We start from the raw sequence: 25,888 nt of genomic DNA on the forward strand, positions 1-25,888 counted from the left end.
CTATTTTCTTAGAATTCAATTTTTTTTAAATCAAACTGGGTAACAAACTGATAATTATTTTTAACCTCTTCTTTCATAAATGCGGTTGCATTGATTATGAAACCGGTTTTTTTATCTACCATTCTTCGGATACGGTATTCATAGTTGTATTCACTGAAACTATATTCTATGATTGGTCTGTAAAATTTATTATATTGCTCTTCCAAAACTCGATTGTCAATCTTTTCTCTCAAAAGAGTTCCTACGGTTCTGTATTCTACAAAATAATCATCCTCTCTGATCACTGAATGTTGGAGTTCTATTTCCAATGGAATATTGACGAATATTTGTGAAATGAACTTTAAAACTGCACTTTTCTCCCTTTTTTTATGAGCATCATAATCATTAAATAAGACATGAAATAGAAGCTGTTTGTCATACGTTTTTCTTAGATTTGATTCGCTTTCAAATTCAAGTTGCCCGCCTTTTAAAATATCTTCAGCTGCCTTAGAATTAATCTTCTCAATCTGACTGTAAAATTTTGAAGAACTTAGTTTTGGCTTAAAACTGTTCCACTTTTTTTTGATTTCTTCAAAATTAATAACTTCTTTGATTGTATTATTTTTATTAAGAGAAAGTACTACATTTTCTTTGTCAAATTCCAGTTCCTTTACAGCTTCAATAGCAGGAGAAAGGTTTTCCGGATTTATTTTATATAAATATTCTTTAAGCTTCACTCTTGCTTCTGCTTTTGCAGAATCTTTTTCAAATTCATATTCTTTTTTAGTATTACAGTGAAATGTTATTCTGTCTTCTACTCTTGTAGTATTAAACTGTTCACATCTGTATCTCGCCTTCTTTTGATATTCAGTTTTTGCCAATAATTCTATTTCATCCTTTTCTGTTCTCCTCTGCAATAATACAAACTGAAGATGAATAGGAAACTTATCTCCCAGGATAAAATTTGTTGTCCCACAATATAAATTGTGAAAATTTACTAACTCTTCAATCTTCAAAGAATTTGCTGCAGCAATAGATCCAAGGGTATCCCCATCTTTGATTTCATATTTAATATAGTCTTCCATAAAATTAATTAATATCTACTTGACAAGGATTATTGATCGAAATGGTGCCCGGCGTAATATTCACCACCGATGCCGAACATGAACCGTCAGATGAATTATCAGCAGTAACCGACGTAGAGCCATTTATTTTAATTATTGAACCCGCTATGGTAATATTGACGCCTTTAATATCAATAGTTCCATCCTGTTTCATTGTGATAGAGCTGCTTCCTGTCTCAAGTTTTATTTCTGTTTTACTCTTAACAACTATATTACCTCCATTATCCATAGTTAAGAGACTGTTGTTTTCGCCACCAACATTTATAGTCGTTTTTGTCTTAACATTCGTCGTATGCTCATTCCCAATATCCTCATTATTATTATTACTCACAAAAGTCGTTACATCCCCCGTGCCGCTCAAAGTCACATGATTTCCGTTTCGGTCCTTAATTTCAATTCCGGCACCATCATTCAAACAGATAATATTTCCGCTTTTACTGCTCAAACTTTTCACATTATTCCCGGCACCGCCACCACCGCCCACTCCGCCATGAAACATTCCTCCCATAACAAAAGGTCTGTCAGGATGCTGATGAACGAAATTAACAACCACCTGATCGCCAATTTCGGGAATCGCCATAAATCCTCTGTTTTTACTGACTTTATCGCTTCCACCAGCATCCGGAGTCATTACGCGGATAAATTCTGAAGTGTCTGAACCGCTCTGCCAGTCAAACTGAACTTTCACCCTGCCCTGATTTTTAGGATCGGCATTTTCTGTGACTTTTGCAAACTGAGCTTCGGCTTTAGGAGTTTCAAATTCGGGTCTTGGAAGGTAACCGCTGTCTGCTGCGATGGCTTCAAAAGTTCCGGTGTAGTAACCTCTGGCATCTACCTCGTGGGTGACATCGGTAATCAGTAATTTTGTGAAATATGCTGTTTCGTTGCTGCCATTTTTACGCATTTCGATATCAGCGGCACAGCCGGGATACAAAAACGGAACCGTAGTATTGCCCGACGTTACAAAAACATCTGAAGCTTTACTTCCTGCTGTTCCTTTTTGGGAGGCATCTATATCTGTAAAAGATGCAGCTTTAATCGGAGCCACTCTCAAAGATGGTGTTGTAAAGGTTTTCTGTGAAATATCATACGCCCGTTTTGCTATTTCTGACGCATGTGATATAGTGGAACTTCCTGTTGTGAGTTTCTCGTTTTTGCTGCTGTTGTAGCCGTAGAAGGAAGGGTTTACGTGCTGTGCTTTCATGGTAATGCTCACATCACTCACGCTGCTACCGTATACCAGTTTTACAGGTTTTTCCTGAGGAGGAAGTTTCCCGAAATGCAGCACCTCGCCGTCATAGAAAAACTGCTCGCCATAGGCTTCAGCAATTCTCGCAAGATAGTTGTAATGCGTTTCTTCGTATTGTGAGCTGTAAGAAACATTGCCATACTGAGCATCTACTCTGAAATCAAATTTATTGGAACTGAAGGCTTCCTTAATGACCTGATCTGCAATTTTATTTAAACTGATTTCCTGTGCACCACCAAAGCTTTGAATATGCGGAGCAGCATCAAGAAGCACCGTCGGGCTGTATCCTTTTAGAACAATATTTCCCAGACTGCCTTTTTCCTGACTGAAACCTACTTCTGTAATGACACCGACAAAGTTTCTTTCGGGACCACCTTCGACATCCTTATATTTAAAAATGACAGTAAGCCTCTTTCCTAAAAAATTCTGAGCCTCGCTGAGCTGGTAATTTTCAGCGTTTCCCAGGCTGTCATGAGCAAGAGTAAGGCTGAACTGATGATGTTTTACAGCACTCTGTTTCAGAATGAAATGCTTGAAGTGTGCGATGGTTTTTCCTTCTACTATCACCTGAAGCTGAACTACTCTGTTTATTCCCAAAATCTGACTTGTAGCGATGGAGCCTGCGTTCAGAATTTTGGACGTGGGCTGATCTGACCATAGCTTATCATTTACAACAGCTCTGTTTTCAGGTTGAATCTGCTGATTCAAAAACATTCCTGAAGAAGCTGATGCCGTACCCGATGCAGGCTGAGTCTGAGATGTTACAGTATCTGTAACGTTTGCTGACCCCGAAGACTGTGCTGAGTTTTTTGAAACTGTTTTTGCTGTAGATTTATTTTCTTTGAACATAACAGATTTTTCTATTTGTGAATTTAATTTTATCCTTTAAAAGAAGGTGATTAGAAATTTCTACAAATTATTAGATGCACAGACCGAAATCCTGAATCATTTTGAAATCACCTTTAACCAAAGAATAGCCCACTTGAGACAAGCATGCTATTCTTTTTAACTTTAATCTTTCAGAGACTGATTTTCTGCTGTTAAGATGATGGCCAAAGCCCTTCGTAAGCAGAGTTTCCATAGTTGATTTTTTCTGCTGTGATCACGAAACTGATGTACATTGAGTTTTCGTCTGTGCCGTCAAAATCTACTTCGTGCTGAATTACGTAACCGTTTTCCCAGTTCAGCGTAATTAAAGTTCCCTCTTCGTGAGATTTGTTGAAAGTGATTTCGCCTGTGGTTGGTTTGTATTTTCCGTTAAGAAGAGATTCCAGAATGTCTGATTTTTCTGTTGCTTCCACAGTTACTTTAATGATTGCGTTGGAAGGGTCTGAAGCTACACGTCCCGAAACGTCTGTAGATCTTGAAACACTGTAATGCAGCTTCAGTAATTTCTGTCCTTCGCCGCCGTTGAATTTTAAGATTCCTCTTGAATTGAGTGCCATAATGTAAATTTTTTGAGATTAATATTCTGTATTGTTGTGGTAAACTCAAAGATAAAGCCATTTGATTAGAAAACGAAGGGGTAAGACTTTTATTTACAAAATTGTAGTAGAACTACGACTTTGAATCATAAAAAATGTTAAATATTGATTACCAACATTTTCGCAATAAGAAAAGACCACCAGATAATCCTAGTGGTCTTCTTCCCTTAATAACTATAAAAGTCTGATGATTTCTTTTATACCGTTGGCCAAAGACCTTCGTAAGCAGAGTTACCATAATTGATTTTCTCTGCAGTAATAATGAAACTGATATACATTGAATTTTCGTCTGTGGCATCAAAATCAACGGCGTGCTGAATAACGTAACCGTTTTCCCAGTTCAAAGTGATTAAAGTACCTTCTTCGTGAGATTTGTTGAAAGTGATTTCGCCTGTGGTTGGTTTGTATTTTCCGTTAAGCAGAGATTCCAGAATGTCAGATTTTTCTGTAGCTTCCACGGTTACTTTGATGATTGCGTTTGAAGGATCTGAAGCTACACGTCCTGAAACGTCTGTAGATCTCGAAACGCTGTAATTCAGCTTTAATAATTTCTGTCCTTCGCCTCCGTTGAATTTTAAGATTCCTCTTGAATTAAGTGCCATAACTGTAAATTTTTAAAATTAATATTTTGTGATCTGTTGTTTTTGGTATTCCAAAGATAGAACCACATTTTTAAGAATTAATCCTAAAATTCAATTATTTCAGATTTTGTAGTAATTCTACGATTCTGTGTAGTAGAACTACGACTTTTCTGTTTCTCTGGCTTTAAAAACAGTGGTGTACAAACTTCCAAATTCTGTTTCTGCAAGGGTATACCGGTAATACTGAATGATTCCGTTTTCTGTATAGAGATGATATTCTGAAGTAAATTGAGTTTCATCTTCCTGATTTTTCAGAGCAGAACGAAGAACAATGTGGTCATCCTCAAATCCTTCCTGAACGAGAGTAAGCGGCAGACATGAAACAGCCATTGGATATTCTGACTGGCCATTAACGAAAGTCTTTCTGAACTGGGCGAAATACGTTTTTAAAAACCAGTCACCCTTCATCTTATCATTAAAAATCTGATGATTGGCAATGCTGAATTCAAATTTATCCAGATAAATCTTCGCAAATTCATCAGGAAACTGATCTTCAAGACCTGATTTGATTTCATGGAATTTTCTTTTCACCTCATCATTCAGTTTTGCTTCCAGAAGATTTCCAGTTTCTGAAACTGCCAATTCTATTGGATTAACAGACTGAGCGAAGGCCGCAGCAAGCGCCGACATTTTGGTTTGGTTCTGCTCATTGATTTCCGTTTTAGAAAAATTAAAATAATGGATATTTTCAACCTTACCCGTCCACTCCAGATGGATGTTGTATGAAAATTGAGAAATCTTCTTTTTTCCATCGGTTTCAGAAGTTTGTATTACTGAAACTCTGTATTTTTTTTTAAGATTTTCAGGATTAAAACTGAGTTTGGGATTGCGGTTGGCAAGTTTGTGAGGCGCGTCATTTCTGGAGTTGTAAAAATTCACTTTATTAAGATCCGGAATGAGGAGTTTTCTGCCCGGCAGCAGGTCATCCTGTATAAAATCATAAGGTGTACAGTGAGAATTGTGAAATTCTTTCAGGTAAACCGGATTTTCAAGTTTAATTTTTTTCGAAATGATTTCCAGTGTTTCTCCTGGCAAAATAAAATGAATATTCATGCCTTGATCTGTAGAATTAAAATTTAGATTTTATCATATTTAGATTTAATTTTTTTTTGCAGCTTCATCCTGATCATTAGTATTGTATGAGTTTAATTTTACAAATCTTGCAGAGTTTATTCTCACAGATTGTCCTTTTCCATAAGCATCCATTACTGTAGCAACTTCCAAATGTAAAACCTTATCTTTTTCGGGATTGGCAAAAAAATGAAATCCTGAGTGGAATTTTTTTGAGCCATCTGAATTTCTCCTAGACCATCCATAGGTCCCACTTGATGGTTTAATACTTCCAAAGCAATTATATTTTGTTAATCTTGGATTATCAAAATGTCTTTACTTTGCAATTTTCACGAAAGTTCCTCCGTCTGAAATTTTGTATTTTAAGTCCCGAATTTTTATTTTATTATAATCCTTCCTTTCGGATTTACTCACTGTAACCGTATAATCAGAATTAATTACAAAATCAAAAAAATATCTTTTATCGTTCTCCGGATAACCGTCTTCTGTATAACTTATTTTGAGAGAGTCAATGACTTTGTTAGTTTTATTCAAAGTAAACAGGGTGTAAAAAGGGTCATCACTCAAATCATTTTTAGCAAGAATAACTGCTGAGTTTTTATAATCGGGAAGGTTATATGTATAATTATAATTTACATATTTATTACTTTCATCCCAATTCAGATGGTCAAGCCCTGTGGAAGATAAAGGAAAAACTTTTTTCGTATCTGTAGATGAGACAGTTGATATTTCCCGTTGCAGTCTGCACAGTTGAGGAGCATAAAACTCTCCTTTTGGAGATAAAATTACCTTCCAGTTTATGGTATTATTATCAATCACTGATATTTCAAATGTACCCTGATCTTTTGAAGACCCGAAAAAACTGTAAAAACTTCCGGTAAATTTTCCATCAATCAATTTACCTTTTAAATTATATCTGGTTTCATTTTCACAGTCTATTTTCGCTCCACTGTTGGCGACTGCGCAATACTGACCGCTGATTTCTTCTCCATCCTGCTTAACTGTAACTGTAAACTGAAGTGTAGGAATGTCAGAATTTTGTGATTTTTCCGTAAAAATCCAATTTCCTGATATATTTTTATTTTCCTGTACCTGAGTTTCCGATTTCTCCTTTGCCGGAGTAGTCTGTATTTTAGAAGCTTTCGTATTTTCTGTGCAACTTACAAGTGTAATTAAAATTACGGCTAACAGTTTTTTCATAATTTATGGTTTAAATTCTAAACAATCATCCACACGATTCAGCCATCCCTGTAAGAAAACCTGCTGACTGTTCTTTTTACCGTCTGTAAAGGTAAGATCGGTATAATATTGTTTTCTGATTTCGGCTATTCTCTGCAGTAATTTATCCTGATCTTCCACATTATTAATGGCATCAATTGTTAATGAGCCGATGTTGCCGTCATCATCTATATTCTGAGCAAATTCGTTTTTCAGCAACCTCTGAACCTGCTTTGCAGCACCACCTGAAGTAATCGTCCAATCATAAATCATGAGGCTGACTCTTTCATCTTCAACTCTACAGAATCCTTTGGGTTCCCAATATCTTTTTCTGTAGATTTTTGTAGCCTGCTCATCGGTAATCGCTTTAAGATTATCCAGTGTAGGATCAATATTTAAATCTTCCTTTGCATACCTTTGCCATGTGGCAAATGTTATTCCTTTATTAGTAGCACCTCCTTTATCTGCTTTATGATCTACAAAACCTCCTTCATGTCGTAAAATAATTGGTGCAACTTTCGCAAATTTATCTTCACAGTTTCCTACTTCCGCCTTTGTTTCAGCAGGTTTTACAGGAGCAACAAACCCTTTAAGACAGTTACATGTATTTTGAAATCCTGATTCTATTGCCAATTCTACAATGCTTTTTCCTCTTATTTTATCCTGTGTCTTTACAAAATACTTATCATCTAAATAAGTATTTTGAAATTCTCTTACGTCCATATGAATCCAGCTCCAAGTCTGCCCCGATCCGAGACCAAAAGGTTCAAGTGAGTAATTGTTTTGTCCATCTACCCATTGATATTTGCTGTTGAGGTATTTTGTAAAAAAATTATCTCTAAGCTCTACCAACAAAGCAACGTTGGATTGACTCTTCCCAGTAATTGCTCTTCCATTTTTTGAAAATTGCAGATCTACAGCTTTACCCATATGGTTTGTGCTGGTTCTACCCTTAAGTGTATTGTGTTCCCAACATCTGTATCCTGCTGTGATGCCATAATATTTATAAACAGTCTGTGTGCTCAAATAGAATTTCAGAGCACTCACTCCCCACAGTAAACTTCGGTGAATTCCCGGTCTTTCATATTTATGATATCTTTCTATGTGATTTCTATTAGAATACTCTCCATCATATCGTCCCTTACCAAATCCTGTACATTTATTTGTAATAGCTCTTTCATTTTTACATAAGCATAAATAATTGCTGATATTTTCTGTCCATTTTGTGGTAAAATCATCGATTGCCAGCAAGACATTTCCACAAACCTTTCCTGTTTCAGGAACTTTCATGTAATCTTTTTGGAACTGTTTGACCATTTTTTCAGTCCGTTCCGTAAACTCATCGGTAGGAATATTACCCCCAAAACCAGCAAGTCTGATATTAATTTCTCTGATGAGTTCATTTTTATCACCTATTTTAATACAATATCTCTCGCCACAATTCTGCTGGCTTGCCGGGGCTTGATTTACTACACTCACCGTTCTGCCACCACCAGCAGGTGGAGTTGGCTTTTTTTGAGGCTGTACAGTTCCTCTGGCTTCACCCCAGTCCCAAAGTTCAAGATTATTCCACCAGTCGCGTACATTATCTAGAATTCCCTTTTCTTCTTTTTGGGATTGAGGCTTTTCGGCGGCAGGAGAATTCTGAGCGCGTGGCGGCGTATTTCTGTTTTGATTTTGGGCTGGCTGAGCCGGACGGTTATTTGTCTGTGGCCTGGGTTGAGGTCTGGGCGGTGTAGGAAGCGGATTGTTTACATGTACATTGTTGGTAGCATGTTTGTTGTGAGAAAAATATTCTACCGTCACATAAAATTCAAGTTTTCCGGGATCGGTTTCCCCTTGCATTGCCTTCTGCAAGAGAGCTCTTGTTAACATGAATTCCGCCGCAGCAGTTCCCTGTCTGTTAACAGTGGCTTCTTTGGTTTCAATTAAAAGGTTTCGTGAGCTGTGACCATCTCCTGTGACATCATCTTCCCAAAGGCTGAATTTTAGTTTTTCCCCACCCAAATTAACTGTTTCCGCACTTGCAACAAGCTTTTCTGTATAGCTGAAAACTTTTCCTGGTGTATCGTCGATGTATTTTAGTTCAACTTTATTGATTCTTGGGATGGCCGCAGGTTGAGGAGTGATTTCCAGTGTGGAAGCACCATCTCCTTCAGATTCGTACAGATACGCTTCAATGCGGTAAGTATGACGGTGTGCTACCTCACCGAAAGTGAAAGTTCCCGCTCCAGTTTTTTTTATATTGGTGGTAGTGAATCTGCCGTTTTCCCTTTTTTTAAACAGCTCCCAGGTAACATTTGCCGGATTTCTCTCATTTTGTGGGGTTGCCGAATACCAGTCTGTAATGGTATAGGTGGTGGCTTCTCCTGTTTTGGGAGATGTATTTCCTGAAATTCCTGAAACTCCTTTTTTTGACATGGTGAAAAGAAAATTAGGTTAATAAGCGTCTATTTCATTCTCTGAAACAGTTTCCTGATAGTCATTCATATCCACCAAAGGATTGATGTGCTGAGCCGTCTTTGGATCAGCATTTTTCACATTACTTTTGCTCATCTCACCCCGCTGTCCGTGATCTTTAATGGTTATTTTGCCCCCTGTAGAACACTGCAGTTCCGAGACCTCGGTAACAGCCTTTTTACCCAAGATCAAAACCTTGTCATAGGTTTTCTGCCATTTTCCGGCCGGCGCATAGGCACAGGGAAGATAGCCGCCGGAGCTGGGTTTGAGTTTACATTTTCCGAAACTTGGGCCTGGAGGATTGAACTGTAAGTCCTCTTCGGTTACAGCAAGATAATCTGCTTCACCTGCAGAATCATTCCAATAATGTTTCTGATGCGTGCTTACGATATGCTTCGGGAAGAGATCTCCCTGATCACACTTGCATGTTCCTTTCTGAACAACGAAGTGCTTGCCATCATGGGATGATGATTGAGTAGACATATTCTGCGAAATTTGGTAATCAAAGATAAATAAAACTTATTTAACATAAAAAAAAACGGAAACAAAAATTTCCGTTTTAACATATTATTAATGAATTAAATATAAAATCTAATGCTTGTTATATTTTGGCTCTTCCACTTCCGTCATGGTTGGGGTAAAATATTCATTCAGCCAGTAAAACGTCTGCCCGTTATGCTGAATTTTTACCGCAGGATTGTTTCTCTGTGCCAGCATTCTGTCTGAAAGTCTTTTGTAGTTTTCAAAATAAGTTTTGGCTGTACCGGGTATTATGATATCTGATTTCTTCCAGGCTTTAAGTTTATATTTTGCCATCAGTTCTTCACCGGAAAGATCAAACCCTGTTGAAATGCCTACTGCGTAAGCCATGGGCTGCTCATAAATATCGGTATCTTTTGCAAACTCTAAAGTGGGATTGTATTTCTTCAGAAGTTTTACATATTCTTTTACAGCTCTTGACTGCTTAAAATCTGTACGAGCGGCACCGGTATTTTCGTAAACTTCCTGATAGAAATTTTTGAGCTGGTCATATTCTTTTTCAGAAATCAGAATTCCTTTTTCCAGACCTGGCTCAAAGTTTTTTAAATCAGCAGGAATGTACCCTTTTTCTAAAAACGGATTCCCGTAATTGATCAGCTGAGCAGCAATTCCGGAGGGCACAGGATTCGTAAGTCCCGGATACAGATATTTATACTTAAAATCTACATCTGTATGCCCCGCTCCTACCGAAGAATGAAAGCTTTTATCCAGAGAACGCTCAATAATTTCATTATCCAAGGTTACCTGGGCCAAAAGACTGTCAACCGATTTTTTCAGATATCCCGGAGGTGCCACATCCCCTTTTTTTGGGAAAATTACAAACCCCTGAGACATGCTTTTTTTAGGGAAATCTAAACTGTAAAATCCTTCATCACCTTCCGTAAGACTGAAATTATTCTTGGTTAAAACCTCGTTCTGATCTATAATTTTCTGCTTTTTCAGTTCCGCAGAGTTTTTAGCAGTATTTGTAACAATATTTTCAGACATCAGAACAAAATCATTGTACGTGTCTGACGACCTTGAATTAGACTGAAACATAATCAGCCTTGCCTGCGCCTGCGTAAGGGAATTAATCACTTCATACATGTTTGTGCTCCTGCTTGCTGATGTGCCTAAAGTGACCACAATATTGGTTTCATCCGGAACTCCTGAAAGAAGATTTCCTGCTGCCACCAGACCTTCTGCTAAAGGCTGATTGATATTGCTTCCCGGGCAGTCTGTCTCAATCATTTTTTCGTCGATAAACTTAGTTATTGTATTATAATCTGAAGAAAGACCAGACGGAACTACATTGTCTCCGCAGGAATTATTTTTATACAGTACTGCTGCGTATTTTACTTGGGTAAAATAAGTAGGTTTTTCAAATTTCAACTGCAAATCCTGAAGTAAAGATTTTACTATCGGGATATACGGAGCATTAGAGCTGCCTGTATCAAGTACAAAAACAATGTTAAGCTTTTTACTCATTTCGGTAATTTCCCGGTAGCGGTCAAAATAAACCGGTTCTCCTAAAACATTAAATACATAATTCTTGCTGTAATCTAAAATATTGGTGAAATATTTAGTTTTGTAGTATGGCGTTTCGGCCTCATTTAAAGGAAGAGTTACGGGGAAAATATTTTCCAGAGGAGCTCTTTTGTTGACGTCTGTAAGCAGAACTGCTGTACGGTCTTCTGTATCAGCAGAATTGGGTGACCCTTCGTGAATACCATACGCAGATTCTTTGATTCCTGTGATATTAACCATCTTCACCGCAGATCTTTCTCCCCACGAAGAGATGACGTGAGAATCTACCCAGCCATAAAGACCTTTACCAATGCTGTCGATTTCCAGAGACGGTTTTTTCCCCACAAGGTATCTCCTGTTGTTTTCTGCCTGTTTGTAAACGTAAACCATTTGTCCGTTCGGTATTTTTACGTTAGCAGCTTCAATGAGTGCCGGAGAATTAAAAACAACAATAGAGTCATTTTTATAATATTTTTCTGAAGAACGGATGACTTCACTGTTACTTGGCACAACGGCAACTCTTGCGGGATATCCTGTTTTCTCGCTCTTGAGAGAAGACGTCCAGAGCAGAAGTTCAGATTCAGGAATCCAGCCGTAAGTTTTCACCTCTTTTGCAGAAACTTTTTTTGTCATCAAAGCATCTGGATTGTACTCTGCAACTTTGAGCATTCCGTCACGCTTTTTCACAACCATCAGAGGTTCTAAAAATTTGACTTCTTTATAAGATTTCTCGTCATTTTTATCTAAATACGCCGTATTTCTGGAACGGTCTGAAATAACGATCCAGGGCACAGAATTTTTAGGAAAACCGTTGATCACTGCGTTACCGTCAATCTGCCCGTATCTTTCCGGCTCGGGAGTTTTTTTTGAAGGAAGTTTCACGCTGCAGGCGGTCAACAAAATGCTTAACCCTGCATAATAGGCGGCGAGAGGAAATTTATTTTTCATCTTGATAAACTTTATGATTTGGTTGATTTTAATTTTAAATATTAAAATCTTCAATTATTTGGTCTGGTTGATATCTACTTTGGTTACACAGTTCTGTGCGTCATCAAAATTCAGCTTTACGGTTTGTATCACTGTATTTTTGTCAAACTGAAGACCTGCGCAGTAGAGATAGAAATTATTGATTTTACTGTCGTTAACGCTTACGGTTGCGTTTTCGTTATTACACAGATATTTGTTTAAAAGATAATTGTAATTCAGATTAAAACTGTTGCCATTGGCAATCTGCTGAAGGCGGTATTTAAAATCGTTATCCATTTTTTGATAGTTGTCTTCAATTTTCAGTTCAGAATCATCCAGTTGATCATAAGCAGGTAAAATGGTGATTGCGTGCTGCACGGGAGCTGTATTTTCTTCTGTATAGAGAGTTACCACATAATTTCCAGGTTTCGAGTACGTAAAATAAGCAAGCTTGTCTTTTGAATCAATATTACCTGTCTCTCCAAATCTCCACGTAAACTGTTTCGCGTTTGAAATGGCTTTAAACTGAACATTCTCAAACTGACGTGCCTGTGACACAGCCTCAATGCCGGTAAACAACCCAAGGCTGTCTTTTCTTACCGCCTGTGGCTGAGATACTAAAATCCCATAATTTTTAGAATATTTATTATCAATTATTAAAGTTACCTGATAATATCCGGGTTTGCTGTAAAAATGTACTCCGTTAGATTTGTCTGAGGTACTTCCGTCTCCGAAATCCCATCTCTTTGATTTGGCAAATGGGGTTTTATCTACAAAAAAAAGACTGTCTTTTACATTTACTGTTTTAGGATAAACTTCTGCAACAATATCATCGGAAGAGTGTATTGTTTTTTTCTGAAACCACAACGCGATAAGTGCTGCCACAAGCAAAGTAGCGATTACACCTATGATGATGTTTGTTCGGTTTTTCTGAAAGTAATTCATAATAAATTTTTGTGATGGTTTTGTGTTTGATTATTTTTGGGCATTAAAAGAATTTCTGCGGTCAATTAACTGATCTTTTCTCTGCTGATAGCCAATTGTGCAGTCATCATACTGTTTTTCGTATTTTTTGATGTTTTCTTTTTTCTTGACGAGCCATTTTTTGTCTTCCAGAAACATTTTGTAGAATTCTGCGATGAGAGGGTAGCCTACTTTTCTTTCGTCATTGATGCCTGCATTTTCAAAAGAATTTCTGATGGTACTGATATCGTATTCGATTTGACTTTCTTTTACGGGATCGGGATTTTCTTCAGATAAAGAAACGATTTTAGAAAAAGTGGTATCTACTATGGGCTGGGTAACTTTCTGCTGAATATCAAATTTATTTTTCTGTTCCAGAGTCTGCACTTTCAGAATATCTGTTTCAGAAAAAGGAGATCTGAACTGATGCAGAAAAATAATTCCCAAAAGCAGAAGCGCCAAAAGAAGCATTAAAATAAGATACAAAAACTGATACCGTTTTTCTTTTTTTGATAAGGTAATGTGAGCCTGCATAATACTGTTTTTGGGATTAACGTCTTCTTCCTGTAAAAATTCTCGAAGGATCTTTTCTCAATTCGCCAAGTATCTGATGATCTTTGCTCTGACAGTTATTTAAACTCCTGAGGATTGCCTGTTCGTCATTATTAGCCGTAATGATCTGGCTTTTAAGCAGAAGCATCTTTTCAACCTTTTTAAGCAGAACATTGTAATGCTTAAAATTGGTAGCGCTGTCTTCTCCCATAATATCTTTGGCATCACGCATTTTCCCCATGATAGATTCGCGCAGATAAATATCGTTTTCTACACGGTTTGCCCCGAGAATAGACATATTGTACTGAATGCTGTCTAAAGAGATTTTCAGAAGCTGATTTTTGCTCAGAAGGTTTTCGTATTTTTCCACTTCTTTGGAAATGCCTGCACGCTGCGTATCGTAGCTTTTAAAAAAGAAGAAAACTGCCGTGAAGGAAACAGCAGATAATACGATAAATGAAATAACAAACCGCCAGATCCCTGTACGGACGTCACTTCTGTTTAATTTTTTATCATTATAAACAGACATATTAAGTATTTGGTTTTTTGGTAGGTGAAAATTATAAAAAAAAAACAGACTCACAAAAAAAAACTGTATTAATTATTGTTTTCAAAGGATAATAAAGTCTTTAACCAAGATTTAACAAACATTAATTTCACATTCCGCAGATTTTTCTTAATTTACAGGCACCAAACCTCACAGACATTACATGAATAAGATTATCTCCAGTACCGTTCGGTTCTCTATTGCCGACAGTGATTACTATTTTAAAAAAATAATGGTAAAATCACTTTTAGACAATCCGTTTTACATTCTCCTGAATGACTGCAATAACGGCCACGAGCTTATTAACAGAATTTACCGCCGCCAGGAAGACGTATTTGTTATTGAACTTTTTATGCCGGTTTTAAGCGGTCTTGAAGCCATTAAAATCATCCGTAAAAACAACTCAGAAACGCCTATTATTACTTATTCCGGGATGTATCAGGAAGATATTGCGGATATTCTTTCAGAAATTCCCAATGTGTATTACTGCCAGAAAAACAGTCTGATTATTAAAGAAATGATAAAAGGACTTACCAAAGCAGATGCTTTCAACTATGCCGAATACACAGAGAAATGGAGGCAGCAGCCCCTTTCTGTACAGGAATATATGGCAAGGCAGAAAAACAGCCAGGATGAGCTCTCGCCAGCAGAAATCCAGCTGATGAAATTCTGCTATGAAGGCTTCAGCAACAAGGAAATAGGCGAAAAACTGAACCTCAGCACACGGACGATTGACACTTACATCAACAGACTTACGGAAAAACTGGGTCTTAAAACCAAACTGCATCTCATAAGATTCTGTGTAGAGAACGGATATTACAACAGCAGCATGTAATTTTCCGCATTATTCAAAGTTTATCTGCCTGATATTTCGCCTTCAGAAAGAAAATTATTTTTTTACTAATTTGCTAATATTCAATTTTTTTAACTAAATTTGCACACCTAAAATTTAAAATTACACAGGAAATGACAAAGGCAGAATTGGTAAACACCATCTCAAATAAATTGGGAACAGAAAAGAATGAAACACAGAAAGTTGTAGAGGCGTTTATGCAGGAAATCAGAACTTCTATGTACAATGGGGATAATGTTTACTTAAGAGGTTTTGGATCATTCATCGTGAAGACCAGAGCAGCAAAAACGGGAAGAAACATCTCTAAAAATACTGCAATCGAAATACCTGCACACAATATTCCTGCTTTCAAGCCATCAAAATCTTTTGTGGAGAAAGTGAAAACTAAAGTTGCAGTAAAATAAATTAATAGAATATTAACTAGTTATTAAAAATTAAAATTATGCCAAGCGGAAAGAAAAGAAAGAGACACAAGGTAGCGACTCACAAGAGAAAGAAAAGAAGAAGAGCGAACAGACATAAGAAGAAATAATCTCAACTGAGATTTCTAATATAATAATATAGTTGGTGTTTTTTTAATATTTAATAAATCACTAACTATATTTTTATTTGTACAAAGTGTGATTCGGAGGGATATCTACAACTCATAATTTTTTTTTTAAAAATACCGGGATTATCTGTATTTTTAAAAATTCCGGACTTTAGAAAAAATTCCTCAATCAAAAAAAATTATCTTACAACAAAATGAAGACAGAACTGCTAGTTTCGCATGAAGACGATTTCACCAAAATTGCTTTGCTGGAAGACGGAAAACTCTGCGAACTTCATGAGGAAGAAGACAAAAATGACTTTGTAGTAGGCGACCTGTTCATCGGAAAAGTGAAAAAACTGGCTCCGAATCTCAACGCAGCTTTTGTAAACATTGGTTACGAAAAAGACGCATTCTTACATTATCAGGATCTTGGACCCCAATTTCTTACCTACAAAAAATTCCTGAAAGACAGTATTTCAAAAAAACAAAGCTCTTCAAGCCTGAAGAATTTTGAAATTCAACCGGAAATCGATAAGAACGGAATTGTAGATAAAGTAATTGCAAAAGACGACATCGTTATTCTGCAGATTACCAAAGAACCTATCTCTACAAAAGGCCCAAGAATATCTACACAGGTATCTCTCACAGGGCGATTTTTAGTACTGATCCCTTTCGACAACAAGATTTCTGTTTCTAAGAAAATCAAAACTACGGAAGAAAAGGAAAGACTGAAAACGCTGATAGACAGTATTAAACCTGAAGGCTTCGGCGTAATCATCCGAACGGTAGCTGAAGGAAAAAAAGTAGCAGACCTGCATAATGACATGAATCAGCTGGTTCAGAAATGGGAAAGCACTTTTAAAAACATTCAGAAAAACAAAGTTCCTTCAAAGATCCTGAGCGAAGACGATAAAGCTTCTGCGATTCTGAGAGACAATTTCAATCAGGATTTTGTGAATATCATTTGTGATGACGAGCAGATGGTCTCAGAAATGAAAGCGTATCTTGAGGTCATTGCTCCAGAACGTAAAAACATCGTTCAGTATCACAATTCGCACATTCCGCTAATGGAACATTACAATGTGGAAAAGCAGATGAAGCAGAGTTTTGGGAAACATGTAAATATCCCCAGCTCAAAAGGTGCTTATCTGGTTATTGAGCATACCGAAGCTCTGCACGTGGTAGACGTAAATTCCGGCAACAACATCAGCCTTGGAAATACTGCCAACCGCGAGCATGCCCTGAATGTAAACAAAATGGCCTCTACAGAAATTGCGAGACAGCTGAGACTTCGTGACATGGGAGGCATCATCGTTGTTGATTTTATCGACATGACAAATCCCGAGCACAGAAAGGAACTCTACGAACATTTCCGCAATGAAATGAGCAGAGACAAAGCCCGCCACAAAATTCTTCCTCCAAGTAAATTTGGACTTATCCAGATTACCAGGCAAAGAAACCGCCCGGAAAAACAGATTGAAACCAGCGAAGAAAACCCGAACAAAGCCGGTGAAATCGTTGCACCAATCGTAATCGTTGAAAAAATGGGTGATACCCTGAGAACGATTCTGCAAAAAGAAAAAGGAAAACTCTTCCTTCACGTACATCCTTTCGTAGAGGCTTACCTTACGAAGGGAATTAAAAGTATTCAGATGAAATGGTTCATCAAGTACAAAAAATGGGTAACTATCATCCCTCGCGATTCTTTTAAATACCTAGAATACAGGGTTTATAATTCTAAAAAAGAAGAACTCGCCAGTTACTCAAACTAAAATCAACTAAACCTCTATACCGATAGAGGTTTTTTCTTTATAGCAGCAGTACAATACCCTTCAGAGAATACTTTTGAGCCGGTTTTAATATCTTTTTATATATTTTACATTACTTGTAAATTTTATTCATTACGGCTAACTCTATGAGAAAACATACCACTAATGGAGTATTTTTATGTAAAATTTTTATAATATTATTGCTAACTGAATAATTTTTATTATTTTTATGAACTTCTAACACACACCTAGATGGAATCAAATTTAATAATTTTTGATCAGCCTGCTTTATACGCAGAAGGTCTTGCAAAACTTCTCTCACAAACTACATTTATAGACCGTATTCAGGTTTGCAGCTGCCACCTTAATCTTCAGGAATATTTGAAATCTGGAGAATTTGATCTGTTAATGTTCAGCTCCAATATGATGATGCTTTCAGAAATCTATCAGTGTACTGAACAGATGAAAAGCAGTAATCCCAATCTCAAAATCATCATCATCGGCAATGATTATGATGTAACATCTATCCGTAAACTTTTTAATAAAGGTATTACTGCCTATCTTGATAAAATGAGTTCTTTTGACGAGTTTACAGACTGTCTGCAGGCTCTAGCCAAGAAAGAAATATTTCTCTGTGCACACGCTAAAGAAAAAATGATCAGTTTTGTGAGTAACGGTAAAAATTTTGAAGCCGCTCCAATTAAAGATTGTCTCACAAAAAGAGAAACAGAAATTTTAAAATTGATTTGCGATGGCCTCAGCAGCAAGGATATTTCCACCAAACTGTTTATCAGCATCAACACAGTGGAAACTCACAGAAAAAAAATACTGACAAAGCTCAATGTACGGAATTCTGTAGGCATTGTAAAATATGCACTGGAAAACAACATCATCGAGTAACTTCATGCCTTTCATCATTTTAAATTTAATTTTACTAAAAAAAGTCAAAACCAATATCCGGTTTTGACTTTTAATTTATAGTACTGGGTAATGTGTTTTATTCCCAATCCGGCATTTCTGCATCTGTGTAAAGTACTGTTCGGGGATAATTTCCGTTGGTTGCTGTAAGTGTAATTTTCACTACATTTTTAGCCGAGACATTATCATTGGAAGTATTGACAAAGATGACCTCGGCATCGTTAGGAGAAAATCTCGGATCCAGATCGTTCGTACCGTTTACCTTCTGGCTCATTGCTGAAATATCCTGCTGGGTATTATTTTCCAGATCATATATATATATTCTGGAATCCAGCTGTCTGTACTGCACATTTTCAAAGCCTGCTAAATCACGGGTATACAGAAGTTTTTTGCTGTCTGCTGAGAAGTTGATACCTCCTGCTCCACCGCTTACGCCGCTCAGAACGGTTTGTGTAACAGTTCCCGACATATTTATAATGAATACCTTTACACCATAACCACTCAGGTTATTTGTTTTCAGGGCGATTTTGCTGCCGTCATAGCTCCAGTCGCATTCTGAAATAAGGCTGCCGTCTGGGGTAGAGTAAATTAATGTAAGACCCGTTCCGTCTGAATTGATTCTGTATAACTTATCAAAATTTGCGTAAATTAACTGGCTTCCTACTTTGTTCCAGGAAAAATCAATCTCAGCATTGCTGAATCCTGTTGCCGGAAGAGTGGTTACCTGCATCATATCTGAACCGTCTCTTTTGGAGGTGAAAATCTGAAAATTTCCGCCTGCATTCCTGAGGAAAGCCACTTTGTTGGCATCATTGTTCAGTCTCGGCCTGAAAGAGTTCTGCGAGCTGGATGTAAGATTAAAATTAACGTTTGTTTCGTTGGCTGAAAGAATGTAATAATTACCGTTAGAATCTTTTTTCACGTAATGAAATCTGTTGGTAGGCGTAGTTACGGTTTTAAACTGTCTTGTTTCGCTGAAAACTTTAGGATTCACCCCATCTGAAACTGCGACCTGCCAAAAATAAGTATTGTTGTACTGCAGATTGGTAACGTTATAGTTTTTGGTTTTAATTCCGTTGATATTCTGAACTATGGTATTGTTGGCATTTTTCAAAATCAAATCAAACTTTAAGCTGTCATTTTCCGGATCAGTTGCCGTCCATGATAAATTAAGTGATAAAGGTTGTTCCACAGAATTATCTGCAGGGCTCACCAACACAGGAATTGTAGGAGGAGAGTTTAAACTTGCGTCATCAGACATTTCAAATACAACTGTTACCGTCTGACCTTCATTTTTCAGATTAATCCCCTGATAATTTGTAACATATCCGCTGTATTCTGCTTTCACAGAATAGTCTCCTACTGGGGCATCAGTGATGGTAAAACTTCCGTCCGTACCCGTGAAAGTGGTGGTTGTGGTGGGGCTCGTAGAGATTTTCACATTCGCAAGTGGTGTATTCGTACCTTTTTTCACCACGGTTCCTCTGATAGCTCCCGTTGTGTTTTCAGCGATTAAATCTTCACTGCAGCTTGCTAAAGCGCCAAGCATCAAAATCAATATATATTTTAATAATTTTTTCATGGATTCACTGTTTTTAAAGGTTTCGTAGATTTTCGGTTGAGATACACATTTACTCCCAGACCAATTCTTACACTTTGATCTTTTTTCTTTCCCTGCACTTTAAAATCCCAGTCGTCATTAAATCCGAGATCATACTGTGCGTTTAAACGCAATGCAAAAGTTCGGTTAACCAGATATTCCAGACCTCCGCCAAACTGAGATTTGAAATAATTTTTGTCTCTATAGAATACGGATCCAATGCCGCCAAATGCGTAGGGTGTAAATTTACTTTTTGGCAAAAGCATGTATTCTGCGTTTAAATCAAAAGCGATGGCACGCCGCCAGAAGATATTTTTATTTTCGAAGATGAAATAACTTGCATTTCCGTCAATATTAAAATGGTCACTTACGAAATATTTCAATCCACCTTTTACTCCGGGATGTATTTTGGCATTCACATAATCCCCGCGGATCTGCGTACCTTCTGCCATACCGTACATCGAAAATTTTGCGCGTTGGTTATCTGCTAATTTTTTGCCTAAAACTTTCATATCGTTGTCGGCCTGTTCAGTGCTGTACTCTTTAATAAGGCCGGTAAATTTGGCGGGATCCTGCACGGTACTGCCCCAGATATTATCTCTTACACCTTCTACTATCATTCCGTAAACAGCTTTTTCTATAGCTTCGGTTACGGCAAGGTGCACGGGTTCGTTTTGAGTGATTCCCACTTCGGCTTCCATCAGTCTTTCAGTATCTACGTATTTGAAGAAACTTCCGCTGATTGAGGTGGAAAGTATAGTTTTGGAAGTGTAAACGGTTTTAAGTATTTCACCGGTCTGCGTAGATACGGCGCGCAGATATACAGAAATTCTGTCCTGTCTGTACTGTGTAGAGGCACCTATACCGAAATATCTTGCTCCCAAACCGCCTGTTACAACATTGGTATCGTAAGAAATTACGCCGCCTTCCAGGATAATGCCGGCATACAGAAGCGGCGGAAGATTTCCCGATTCATTGATCTGCCCTGGCATATATTCTTTTCTTGTAGAGCGTATAATCTGTCTTTCATTCAAAAGATTGCCTATATTTTCTCTTTCAATAGGTCTGAACCAGCGGCTGTCTTCCAGAGCTTTAATAAGAATGGTGGTTGTTCCCTGCGGAATTGCTGTACTCCAGCTCGCACCATTTTCTGCAGCTTTGTACTGCCCGGTCTGATCACGGAATTTATAAACTCCCACCACCACTTTCTCAGTTGGCACCGGCAGATTTTTAATTTTTGAAGTAAAATTTGTGGTTTCGCCCAACGTAGATTTTTCGCTGTGCGAGGGATAATTCAGTAAAGAATTACATCCAATCATTACCATAAAAAACACAGGTAATGATATCCAAAATTTTGGATATGTATATGTCTTTTTCATGGTAAATTAGTTTTGTCCGGGAATTATAATTTCAGACTGTTCGCCGGTGCTGGTGTTCAGAATTTTAATCAAAAGCCCACCATTGGCCTGCGTCACTTCAAGATACATTGAACCGAAAACGTAAGTTCCCGGTTTCAGATCACCATCACCAAACTGATTACCAAACAGTTTTGTAGAAAGCTGACTTAAAAGCTGTCTGTTTAAACTGTCTGTAAAGCTGCCTAATGAGTTTAGATTTGAAAGAGAGCTGCCTCCTGTATTGTTATCAAACTGATTTTGTGCGGCTGCTGAGCTCAGAAGCCACTGATAATTGAACGTATCGCCGCCGAACGCGGGATTTATGGGTTTGTAAACCAGCTGTTGTGCTTTTAGGGTAAAGCCAAATGCTGTTAGAAATAATATTGTAGTAGTATAAAAGAGTTTCATTTTGTAAAGTTTTTAAGTTGAACTTCTTAACAATTCGTTCTTGGGAAGAATCATTTCTTTGAGAATCTGCAAAGTAGTCTGAGCTTCCTGTTCCATCGCTTCTTCATCCGGGGATGTATTGAAGAGATAAATCTCCTGCTCATTGTACAGTACAGAAATTCTGGTACTTTGTCCTAATCCGGGGATCTCAATGATTTTTACGGTACCGGGAAATTTCTCGTCGGTCTGCAGATACTTCATGTAAAACTGATCGTAATAATACTTTCCGTTTCTGCTTCTGGTATCGTCTATGGTAAGGCCCGATAGTTCGATATCATTTTCAGAAATTGACTGTGTATTTTGCTGAGCAATTTTTTCCGGACGTATCTCTAAACTGTCTTTAGAAATCACCTTGTCGCTTTCTTCGTCTTTTATAAAGAGGAAAACCTTGAGCACATCTTTTCTGTCGAGATTGGTTTTCACCTCAGAAAGTTTTAAAGTTTCTTTGGGTTTTACGACATATTTACCTTCCTGTTTATTGGTGGAAGTGTTGCCTGTGGCTCCTTTTTTTATTGATAGCAGAATGTAGTTTATTGGGTAATGGAAATCTGATTGGTTTTCTGCTGTAGCAATAATGTTGTAAAGACCGTCTGCGCTTTCTGTAATTATTTTGGCTTTAAGACCACTGTAGGCCTTACTTTGTGAGAAAAAATTACAGTAAAAAAGTATTGAGATTATCCATAGAAATTTAATTTTCATTATTAATAATTTCTGATAAAAATAATCATGTTACTGTTTTGGATATTAATTTTCATTTTTTCTGAGATGCTGTTGCTGCCCACCACATCCACATAATTTCTGTTTCCTACAGAATTGATGGTTGCCGTGCTGGGTTTATTACCGGTGTTGATGAAAACAGTTTTATTGTCATTCCCTATTTGGCTTATAGAAAGCTTTTTAGGATTAAGATCGTAAATCTGAACGTCGTTATTGTTCCCAATCTGCACAACATTGGAGTTGAAACCCGTTGTTGCATTCACCGTAGAATTGGCGCTGCCAAAAAGCTGCAGGACATTCTGTGAATTCAGCTGTTCAAATGATATATTTTTCTGTGCCTTAAAAAAAGAGCAGAAAAAAAGTAGTATTGATATGTAAGCCAGTTTTTTCATCTTAAAAAAAATAGTATAATGTATAGGAGATTGCTCTCCTATACATTTGAAGAAACTCTAGTTAGATTGTGTTACTACAATAGAATTTCCACTACCTTGCTGTAAATCGTTGTGTGATTGATTTTTATTCATTCGGCTCATGGCTGCATTGTTTTGATTACCCCATTGTATTGAAAATGTCATTTTGTTTACTCCATTTTGTTCAGAGTGCAAAATATGATCAGATCCGATTTGATTCAATGTTATATCATTCATGACTCCCATATTGACGATTTTTCACAAGATTAATGCTGTGTTGCAACAATCACGTTGCCTGTACCAGACTGCATACCCATGTGTACGTTTGATGTACCATTTTGTGATATTGTAGCTTGGTTATAGCTGCCGTTCTGTGTGTTGTTTGAAGTATTGGTAAGACCCAATTGGTTTACAGAAGTCCAGTTAAAAGATCCATTTTGCTCAATCATTGAGTTGTTTCCATTTCCTCCTGACTGAGTTGTGTAAGCCTGGCTTCCGTTTCCTCCGTACTGGTATGTATTAGAAATGTTGTTACTGCTGTTTTGAGTAGACACAGATTTGTGTGAGTCGCCAACCTGTGATAGATAAGCACTGTTGTTGCTTCCTGTCTGACTTTGAGTACCCTCACTGCTGTTACCATTTTGATAAATACCTTCAAAGTTTGAATTACCGGTTATAACCTGTGTAGTTTTGTTATTGCTTCCAAAAGTGTGAGCATCAGAATCATTCTGGTTTCCGGCTTGGTTTTGAATTGCTGCATTTCCATTGCCACTTTGAATAACATGTAATCTGATATTACTATTTCCTACTTGAGATTGAGAAGATGTGTTATTGCTGCCATTTTGCTCTACACCATTGAATCCGTATCCAACGTTATTACTACCATTTTGTACTTGATTCTGAACGTTATCATTACCACTTTGCACAGCGAAAATTACATTGCTATTACCCTGTTGATTTTGATAACTTTGGTTTCTCAGGCCATTTTGTGTTGACTGAACATTGTTTGTATTACCAACCTGGCTTTGGTTTGAGATATTATTGTTAAGAGTCTGAGTGGAACTTGCTAAGTTGGTACTGCCACTTTGATATGTGTAAGCATTATTGACATCCCCATTTTGAGTTTGAGTTAAAGTGTTACCATTACCATATTGAAGAGCGTTTCCAACGTTGTCATTTCCAGTTTGTGTCTGAGTAGATTTGTGCCCACTGTTATTTTGATATGCATTAGCATAATTACGGTCACCAGTCTGCGTTTGATTTGCAAGGTTTAAAGAACCTTCCTGTAGAGAAATGCCTGAGTTATTATTACCGTCCTGATTTTGATTTGAAATGTTGTCAGATGCCATTCCTTCCTGACGTGAACTAACGAAGTTAGCATCTCCATCCTGCAGTTGTGTTGCTTTGTTGTTATAATACTGTTGGTTGGTAAATGCCTGGTTGCTGTTACCCATTTGGGTTTGCTTAGAGTTGTTGTTAAACCCATTTTGGTTTGCACTGGTATAATTGCTAAGACCCGTCTGCTGTTGATCAACTCTACTGTTATTTGGATCTACAGCAGCTCCAAGCGGATTAGCTCCAGTCTGACTTGCACCAGCAACGTTACCAGAACCTGTCTGTACCTGATCAATATACATTCTAGGTGCAGTAGCCTGGGATGCATTTGCCAGGTTAGAATTTCCACCAGTTTGCGTCTGGTTAATTACAGTCATGTATGTACCTGTCTGCAAGGCATTTACTTCATTACCGTTGCCACTTTGTACCTGCGTTACGTAGCTTTTGTTTGACCAGTTAGAAGTGCCTCCCTGTATAGAACTGGCTTTGTTACTGTCGCCCGTCTGCGTTGTAGAAGTTTCGTTCAGCTGATGTTTCTGTACAACTATGGATTGGTTATTGTTACCATTCTGAATAGTTGTATTTTTTTCAGATAACCCCATTTGATTAACGTTAGACTGATTGCCGCCGCCTCCTGATTGCGTCACACTATTGTTATTGTTAGTTCCTTGAGCATAAAATAGTGATGCCCCGGAAAGTGCAATTGCACTAAAGATCAATTTTTTCATGGTGTAAAAATTTTTATTTTGTTAATGAAACAAATATAGACCTATCAGCAACCCCGAAATGCCACCTGAAAAGGGTAAATTTCAAAAATCATGGTTTCAGCTATATTGTATAAAGAATCCAGCTACTCCCCCATCACTGTAAACCGTTACTTTTTTTACCGTAGAAATACGGTACGTTATTTGAGAAAGTTTATTTCGGATTTTTATCATATATTATTATTTTTACAATATGAAAAGTTTCGGAAAAGACCTTTTGAATAAAATTAAAAACACAGAACTCAATGGTGAGTACGCACACGGCATTTTTTCGCCCCCGTCAAGACCACTGTTCAGCTATGACCAGATTTTAGAGAAAAATCCAAAACTTGCAGCAGTTAATATTGTGATCTATCTGAAAGATAATGAATGGTATTTCCCTCTTATTCAACGCACAGAAAATAAAAGAGACAAACACAGCGGGCAGATTTCTTTGCCGGGAGGTAAAAGAGAAGAGTCTGACAGAGATTTTGCAGAAACAGCCATCCGCGAAACTTCCGAAGAGATTGGTCTGGAAAAACCGTATGTAAGGATTATACGTGAGATGTCGCCTATTTATATTCCGCCAAGTAATTTTTATGTGTATCCGTTCATTTCCTATTCAAAAAGAAATCCTGAATTCATACTCCAGAAAACTGAAGCAGTGGAAATAATAGAATTTCCAATTACTTCTTTCCTGAATCTGTCTGATACACCAGAATTGATGGCACTTGAGGCAGCAGGCGGAAATGTAGTTCCTGTAATCAATTTTAACGGATATATTATTTGGGGAGCTACTGCGATGATCCTCAGTGAATTCAGCCAATTACTTAAAAAAATGTAACTTTGTACAATCATTTTTACTGA

Annotated in this window: 24 protein-coding genes; 5 read left to right on the plus strand and 19 right to left on the minus strand. The window is 37.4% G+C overall.

Annotated features, from left to right (window positions below; genetic code table 11):
• Positions 1 to 8 precede the first annotated feature (8 nt).
• The 12 genes from ASG31_RS13420 to tssO (ASG31_RS13475) form a co-directional block, all read right to left on the minus strand.
• Positions 9 to 1,064 carry a hypothetical protein gene (locus tag ASG31_RS13420; RefSeq protein ID WP_056033518.1) on the minus strand — a complete coding sequence of 352 codons (1,056 nt, stop codon included), beginning with the start codon at positions 1,062 to 1,064 and terminating at the stop codon, positions 9 to 11.
• Between the two features lie 4 nt (positions 1,065 to 1,068).
• Complete coding sequence (locus ASG31_RS13425) at positions 1,069 to 3,201, minus strand: type VI secretion system Vgr family protein (protein WP_082504563.1); 2,133 nt, start codon at positions 3,199 to 3,201, stop codon at positions 1,069 to 1,071.
• 191 nt (positions 3,202 to 3,392) lie between these two features.
• A complete protein-coding gene (gene tssD, locus ASG31_RS13430) occupies positions 3,393 to 3,797 on the minus strand; it encodes a type VI secretion system tube protein TssD (RefSeq protein WP_056033522.1) in 405 nt (134 codons plus the stop codon).
• A 236-nt stretch (positions 3,798 to 4,033) separates the two neighbouring features.
• The gene (tssD, locus tag ASG31_RS13435; protein ID WP_056033525.1) at positions 4,034 to 4,438 is read right to left on the minus strand and encodes a type VI secretion system tube protein TssD; all 405 of its coding nucleotides are present in this window, start codon (positions 4,436 to 4,438) and stop codon (positions 4,034 to 4,036) included.
• 138 nt (positions 4,439 to 4,576) lie between these two features.
• On the minus strand, positions 4,577 to 5,530 hold the full coding sequence (locus tag ASG31_RS13440; protein ID WP_056033527.1) for a hypothetical protein: 954 nt from the start codon (positions 5,528 to 5,530) through the stop codon (positions 4,577 to 4,579).
• A 333-nt stretch (positions 5,531 to 5,863) separates the two neighbouring features.
• Entirely contained in the window at positions 5,864 to 6,748 is an 885-nt protein-coding gene (locus ASG31_RS13445) for a hypothetical protein (RefSeq protein ID WP_056033528.1), read from the minus strand.
• A 3-nt stretch (positions 6,749 to 6,751) separates the two neighbouring features.
• Positions 6,752 to 9,187, minus strand: a complete 2,436-nt coding sequence (locus ASG31_RS18770; protein WP_206549400.1) for a glycosyl hydrolase 108 family protein — start codon at positions 9,185 to 9,187, stop codon at positions 6,752 to 6,754.
• Positions 9,188 to 9,205: 18 nt separating this feature from the next.
• Positions 9,206 to 9,709, minus strand: coding sequence for a DUF4280 domain-containing protein (locus tag ASG31_RS13455; RefSeq protein WP_056033530.1), 504 nt, complete (start codon positions 9,707 to 9,709; stop codon positions 9,206 to 9,208).
• Positions 9,710 to 9,817: 108 nt separating this feature from the next.
• On the minus strand, positions 9,818 to 12,220 hold the full coding sequence (gene tssR / locus ASG31_RS13460; protein WP_056033533.1) for a type VI secretion system protein TssR domain-containing protein: 2,403 nt from the start codon (positions 12,218 to 12,220) through the stop codon (positions 9,818 to 9,820).
• Between the two features lie 54 nt (positions 12,221 to 12,274).
• On the minus strand, positions 12,275 to 13,183 hold the full coding sequence (locus ASG31_RS13465) for a PKD domain-containing protein (RefSeq protein WP_056033536.1): 909 nt from the start codon (positions 13,181 to 13,183) through the stop codon (positions 12,275 to 12,277).
• 30 nt (positions 13,184 to 13,213) lie between these two features.
• Positions 13,214 to 13,735 carry a type VI secretion system TssO gene (tssO, locus tag ASG31_RS13470; protein ID WP_056033539.1) on the minus strand — a complete coding sequence of 174 codons (522 nt, stop codon included), beginning with the start codon at positions 13,733 to 13,735 and terminating at the stop codon, positions 13,214 to 13,216.
• A gap of 16 nt (positions 13,736 to 13,751) precedes the next feature.
• Positions 13,752 to 14,282, minus strand: a complete 531-nt coding sequence (tssO, locus tag ASG31_RS13475; protein WP_056033541.1) for a type VI secretion system TssO — start codon at positions 14,280 to 14,282, stop codon at positions 13,752 to 13,754.
• Between the two features lie 181 nt (positions 14,283 to 14,463).
• Between tssO (ASG31_RS13475) and ASG31_RS13480 the strand changes: the two genes are divergently transcribed.
• From ASG31_RS13480 to ASG31_RS13495, 4 genes are all read left to right on the plus strand, one after another.
• Positions 14,464 to 15,135: a response regulator transcription factor gene (locus ASG31_RS13480; protein WP_056033544.1), complete on the plus strand. Its 672-nt coding sequence runs from the start codon at positions 14,464 to 14,466 to the stop codon at positions 15,133 to 15,135.
• 131 nt (positions 15,136 to 15,266) lie between these two features.
• A complete protein-coding gene (locus ASG31_RS13485; RefSeq protein WP_034674127.1) occupies positions 15,267 to 15,557 on the plus strand; it encodes an HU family DNA-binding protein in 291 nt (96 codons plus the stop codon).
• Between the two features lie 340 nt (positions 15,558 to 15,897).
• Positions 15,898 to 17,457 carry an Rne/Rng family ribonuclease gene (locus ASG31_RS13490; protein WP_056033547.1) on the plus strand — a complete coding sequence of 520 codons (1,560 nt, stop codon included), beginning with the start codon at positions 15,898 to 15,900 and terminating at the stop codon, positions 17,455 to 17,457.
• 249 nt (positions 17,458 to 17,706) lie between these two features.
• Positions 17,707 to 18,354: a response regulator transcription factor gene (locus ASG31_RS13495; RefSeq protein ID WP_056033549.1), complete on the plus strand. Its 648-nt coding sequence runs from the start codon at positions 17,707 to 17,709 to the stop codon at positions 18,352 to 18,354.
• Between the two features lie 97 nt (positions 18,355 to 18,451).
• Here ASG31_RS13495 and ASG31_RS13500 read toward each other — a convergent pair whose 3' ends face one another.
• Genes ASG31_RS13500 through ASG31_RS13530 form a run of 7 tightly spaced genes read right to left on the minus strand, consistent with a single transcriptional unit; the run spans position 18,452 to position 25,006 of the window.
• Positions 18,452 to 19,954, minus strand: coding sequence for a carboxypeptidase-like regulatory domain-containing protein (locus ASG31_RS13500; protein WP_056033552.1), 1,503 nt, complete (start codon positions 19,952 to 19,954; stop codon positions 18,452 to 18,454).
• Positions 19,951 to 21,351: a CsgG/HfaB family protein gene (locus ASG31_RS13505; RefSeq protein ID WP_056033555.1), complete on the minus strand. Its 1,401-nt coding sequence runs from the start codon at positions 21,349 to 21,351 to the stop codon at positions 19,951 to 19,953. Before ASG31_RS13505 ends, ASG31_RS13500 begins: the two co-directional genes overlap by 4 nt.
• A 6-nt stretch (positions 21,352 to 21,357) precedes the next feature.
• On the minus strand, positions 21,358 to 21,777 hold the full coding sequence (locus tag ASG31_RS13510) for a curli production assembly/transport component CsgF (protein ID WP_056033559.1): 420 nt from the start codon (positions 21,775 to 21,777) through the stop codon (positions 21,358 to 21,360).
• 12 nt (positions 21,778 to 21,789) lie between these two features.
• On the minus strand, positions 21,790 to 22,515 hold the full coding sequence (locus ASG31_RS13515; protein WP_056033562.1) for a CsgE family curli-type amyloid fiber assembly protein: 726 nt from the start codon (positions 22,513 to 22,515) through the stop codon (positions 21,790 to 21,792).
• A gap of 2 nt (positions 22,516 to 22,517) precedes the next feature.
• A complete protein-coding gene (locus ASG31_RS13520) occupies positions 22,518 to 22,925 on the minus strand; it encodes an RIP homotypic interaction motif-containing protein (protein WP_056033565.1) in 408 nt (135 codons plus the stop codon).
• 57 nt (positions 22,926 to 22,982) lie between these two features.
• Positions 22,983 to 23,180, minus strand: coding sequence for a hypothetical protein (locus tag ASG31_RS18590; RefSeq protein ID WP_157844470.1), 198 nt, complete (start codon positions 23,178 to 23,180; stop codon positions 22,983 to 22,985).
• Between the two features lie 29 nt (positions 23,181 to 23,209).
• Positions 23,210 to 25,006, minus strand: a complete 1,797-nt coding sequence (locus ASG31_RS13530; RefSeq protein ID WP_056033573.1) for a beta strand repeat-containing protein — start codon at positions 25,004 to 25,006, stop codon at positions 23,210 to 23,212.
• Positions 25,007 to 25,235: 229 nt separating this feature from the next.
• Here ASG31_RS13530 and ASG31_RS13535 point away from each other — a divergent pair, with 229 nt between their 5' ends.
• Complete coding sequence (locus tag ASG31_RS13535) at positions 25,236 to 25,865, plus strand: NUDIX hydrolase (protein WP_056033576.1); 630 nt, start codon at positions 25,236 to 25,238, stop codon at positions 25,863 to 25,865.
• Positions 25,866 to 25,888 lie beyond the last annotated feature (23 nt).

The sequence above is a fragment of the Chryseobacterium sp. Leaf404 genome (assembly GCF_001424145.1).
Taxonomy (GTDB): Bacteria; Bacteroidota; Bacteroidia; order Flavobacteriales; family Weeksellaceae; genus Chryseobacterium.

What these genes read in the sequence shown, in the direction of transcription:
- tssO (WP_056033539.1), bottom strand. Translation starts at nt 13,735, where the DNA reads ATGCAGGCTCACATTACCTTATCAAAAAAAGAAAAACGGTATCAGTTT.
- ASG31_RS13480 (WP_056033544.1), top strand. Translation starts at nt 14,464, where the DNA reads ATGAATAAGATTATCTCCAGTACCGTTCGGTTCTCTATTGCCGACAGT.
- ASG31_RS13445 (WP_056033528.1), bottom strand. Translation starts at nt 6,748, where the DNA reads ATGAAAAAACTGTTAGCCGTAATTTTAATTACACTTGTAAGTTGCACA.
- ASG31_RS13515 (WP_056033562.1), bottom strand. Translation starts at nt 22,515, where the DNA reads ATGAAAATTAAATTTCTATGGATAATCTCAATACTTTTTTACTGTAAT.
- ASG31_RS13495 (WP_056033549.1), top strand. Translation starts at nt 17,707, where the DNA reads ATGGAATCAAATTTAATAATTTTTGATCAGCCTGCTTTATACGCAGAA.
- ASG31_RS13455 (WP_056033530.1), bottom strand. Translation starts at nt 9,709, where the DNA reads ATGTCTACTCAATCATCATCCCATGATGGCAAGCACTTCGTTGTTCAG.
- tssR (WP_056033533.1), bottom strand. Translation starts at nt 12,220, where the DNA reads ATGAAAAATAAATTTCCTCTCGCCGCCTATTATGCAGGGTTAAGCATT.
- ASG31_RS13520 (WP_056033565.1), bottom strand. Translation starts at nt 22,925, where the DNA reads ATGAAAAAACTGGCTTACATATCAATACTACTTTTTTTCTGCTCTTTT.
- tssD (WP_056033522.1), bottom strand. Translation starts at nt 3,797, where the DNA reads ATGGCACTCAATTCAAGAGGAATCTTAAAATTCAACGGCGGCGAAGGA.
- ASG31_RS13535 (WP_056033576.1), top strand. Translation starts at nt 25,236, where the DNA reads ATGAAAAGTTTCGGAAAAGACCTTTTGAATAAAATTAAAAACACAGAA.
- ASG31_RS13425 (WP_082504563.1), bottom strand. Translation starts at nt 3,201, where the DNA reads ATGTTCAAAGAAAATAAATCTACAGCAAAAACAGTTTCAAAAAACTCA.
- ASG31_RS13510 (WP_056033559.1), bottom strand. Translation starts at nt 21,777, where the DNA reads ATGAAACTCTTTTATACTACTACAATATTATTTCTAACAGCATTTGGC.
- ASG31_RS13485 (WP_034674127.1), top strand. Translation starts at nt 15,267, where the DNA reads ATGACAAAGGCAGAATTGGTAAACACCATCTCAAATAAATTGGGAACA.
- ASG31_RS13500 (WP_056033552.1), bottom strand. Translation starts at nt 19,954, where the DNA reads ATGAAAAAATTATTAAAATATATATTGATTTTGATGCTTGGCGCTTTA.
- ASG31_RS13440 (WP_056033527.1), bottom strand. Translation starts at nt 5,530, where the DNA reads ATGAATATTCATTTTATTTTGCCAGGAGAAACACTGGAAATCATTTCG.
- tssO (WP_056033541.1), bottom strand. Translation starts at nt 14,282, where the DNA reads ATGTCTGTTTATAATGATAAAAAATTAAACAGAAGTGACGTCCGTACA.
- ASG31_RS18590 (WP_157844470.1), bottom strand. Translation starts at nt 23,180, where the DNA reads ATGAATGATATAACATTGAATCAAATCGGATCTGATCATATTTTGCAC.
- ASG31_RS13505 (WP_056033555.1), bottom strand. Translation starts at nt 21,351, where the DNA reads ATGAAAAAGACATATACATATCCAAAATTTTGGATATCATTACCTGTG.
- ASG31_RS13465 (WP_056033536.1), bottom strand. Translation starts at nt 13,183, where the DNA reads ATGAATTACTTTCAGAAAAACCGAACAAACATCATCATAGGTGTAATC.
- ASG31_RS13420 (WP_056033518.1), bottom strand. Translation starts at nt 1,064, where the DNA reads ATGGAAGACTATATTAAATATGAAATCAAAGATGGGGATACCCTTGGA.
- ASG31_RS13530 (WP_056033573.1), bottom strand. Translation starts at nt 25,006, where the DNA reads ATGAAAAAATTGATCTTTAGTGCAATTGCACTTTCCGGGGCATCACTA.
- tssD (WP_056033525.1), bottom strand. Translation starts at nt 4,438, where the DNA reads ATGGCACTTAATTCAAGAGGAATCTTAAAATTCAACGGAGGCGAAGGA.
- ASG31_RS13490 (WP_056033547.1), top strand. Translation starts at nt 15,898, where the DNA reads ATGAAGACAGAACTGCTAGTTTCGCATGAAGACGATTTCACCAAAATT.
- ASG31_RS18770 (WP_206549400.1), bottom strand. Translation starts at nt 9,187, where the DNA reads ATGTCAAAAAAAGGAGTTTCAGGAATTTCAGGAAATACATCTCCCAAA.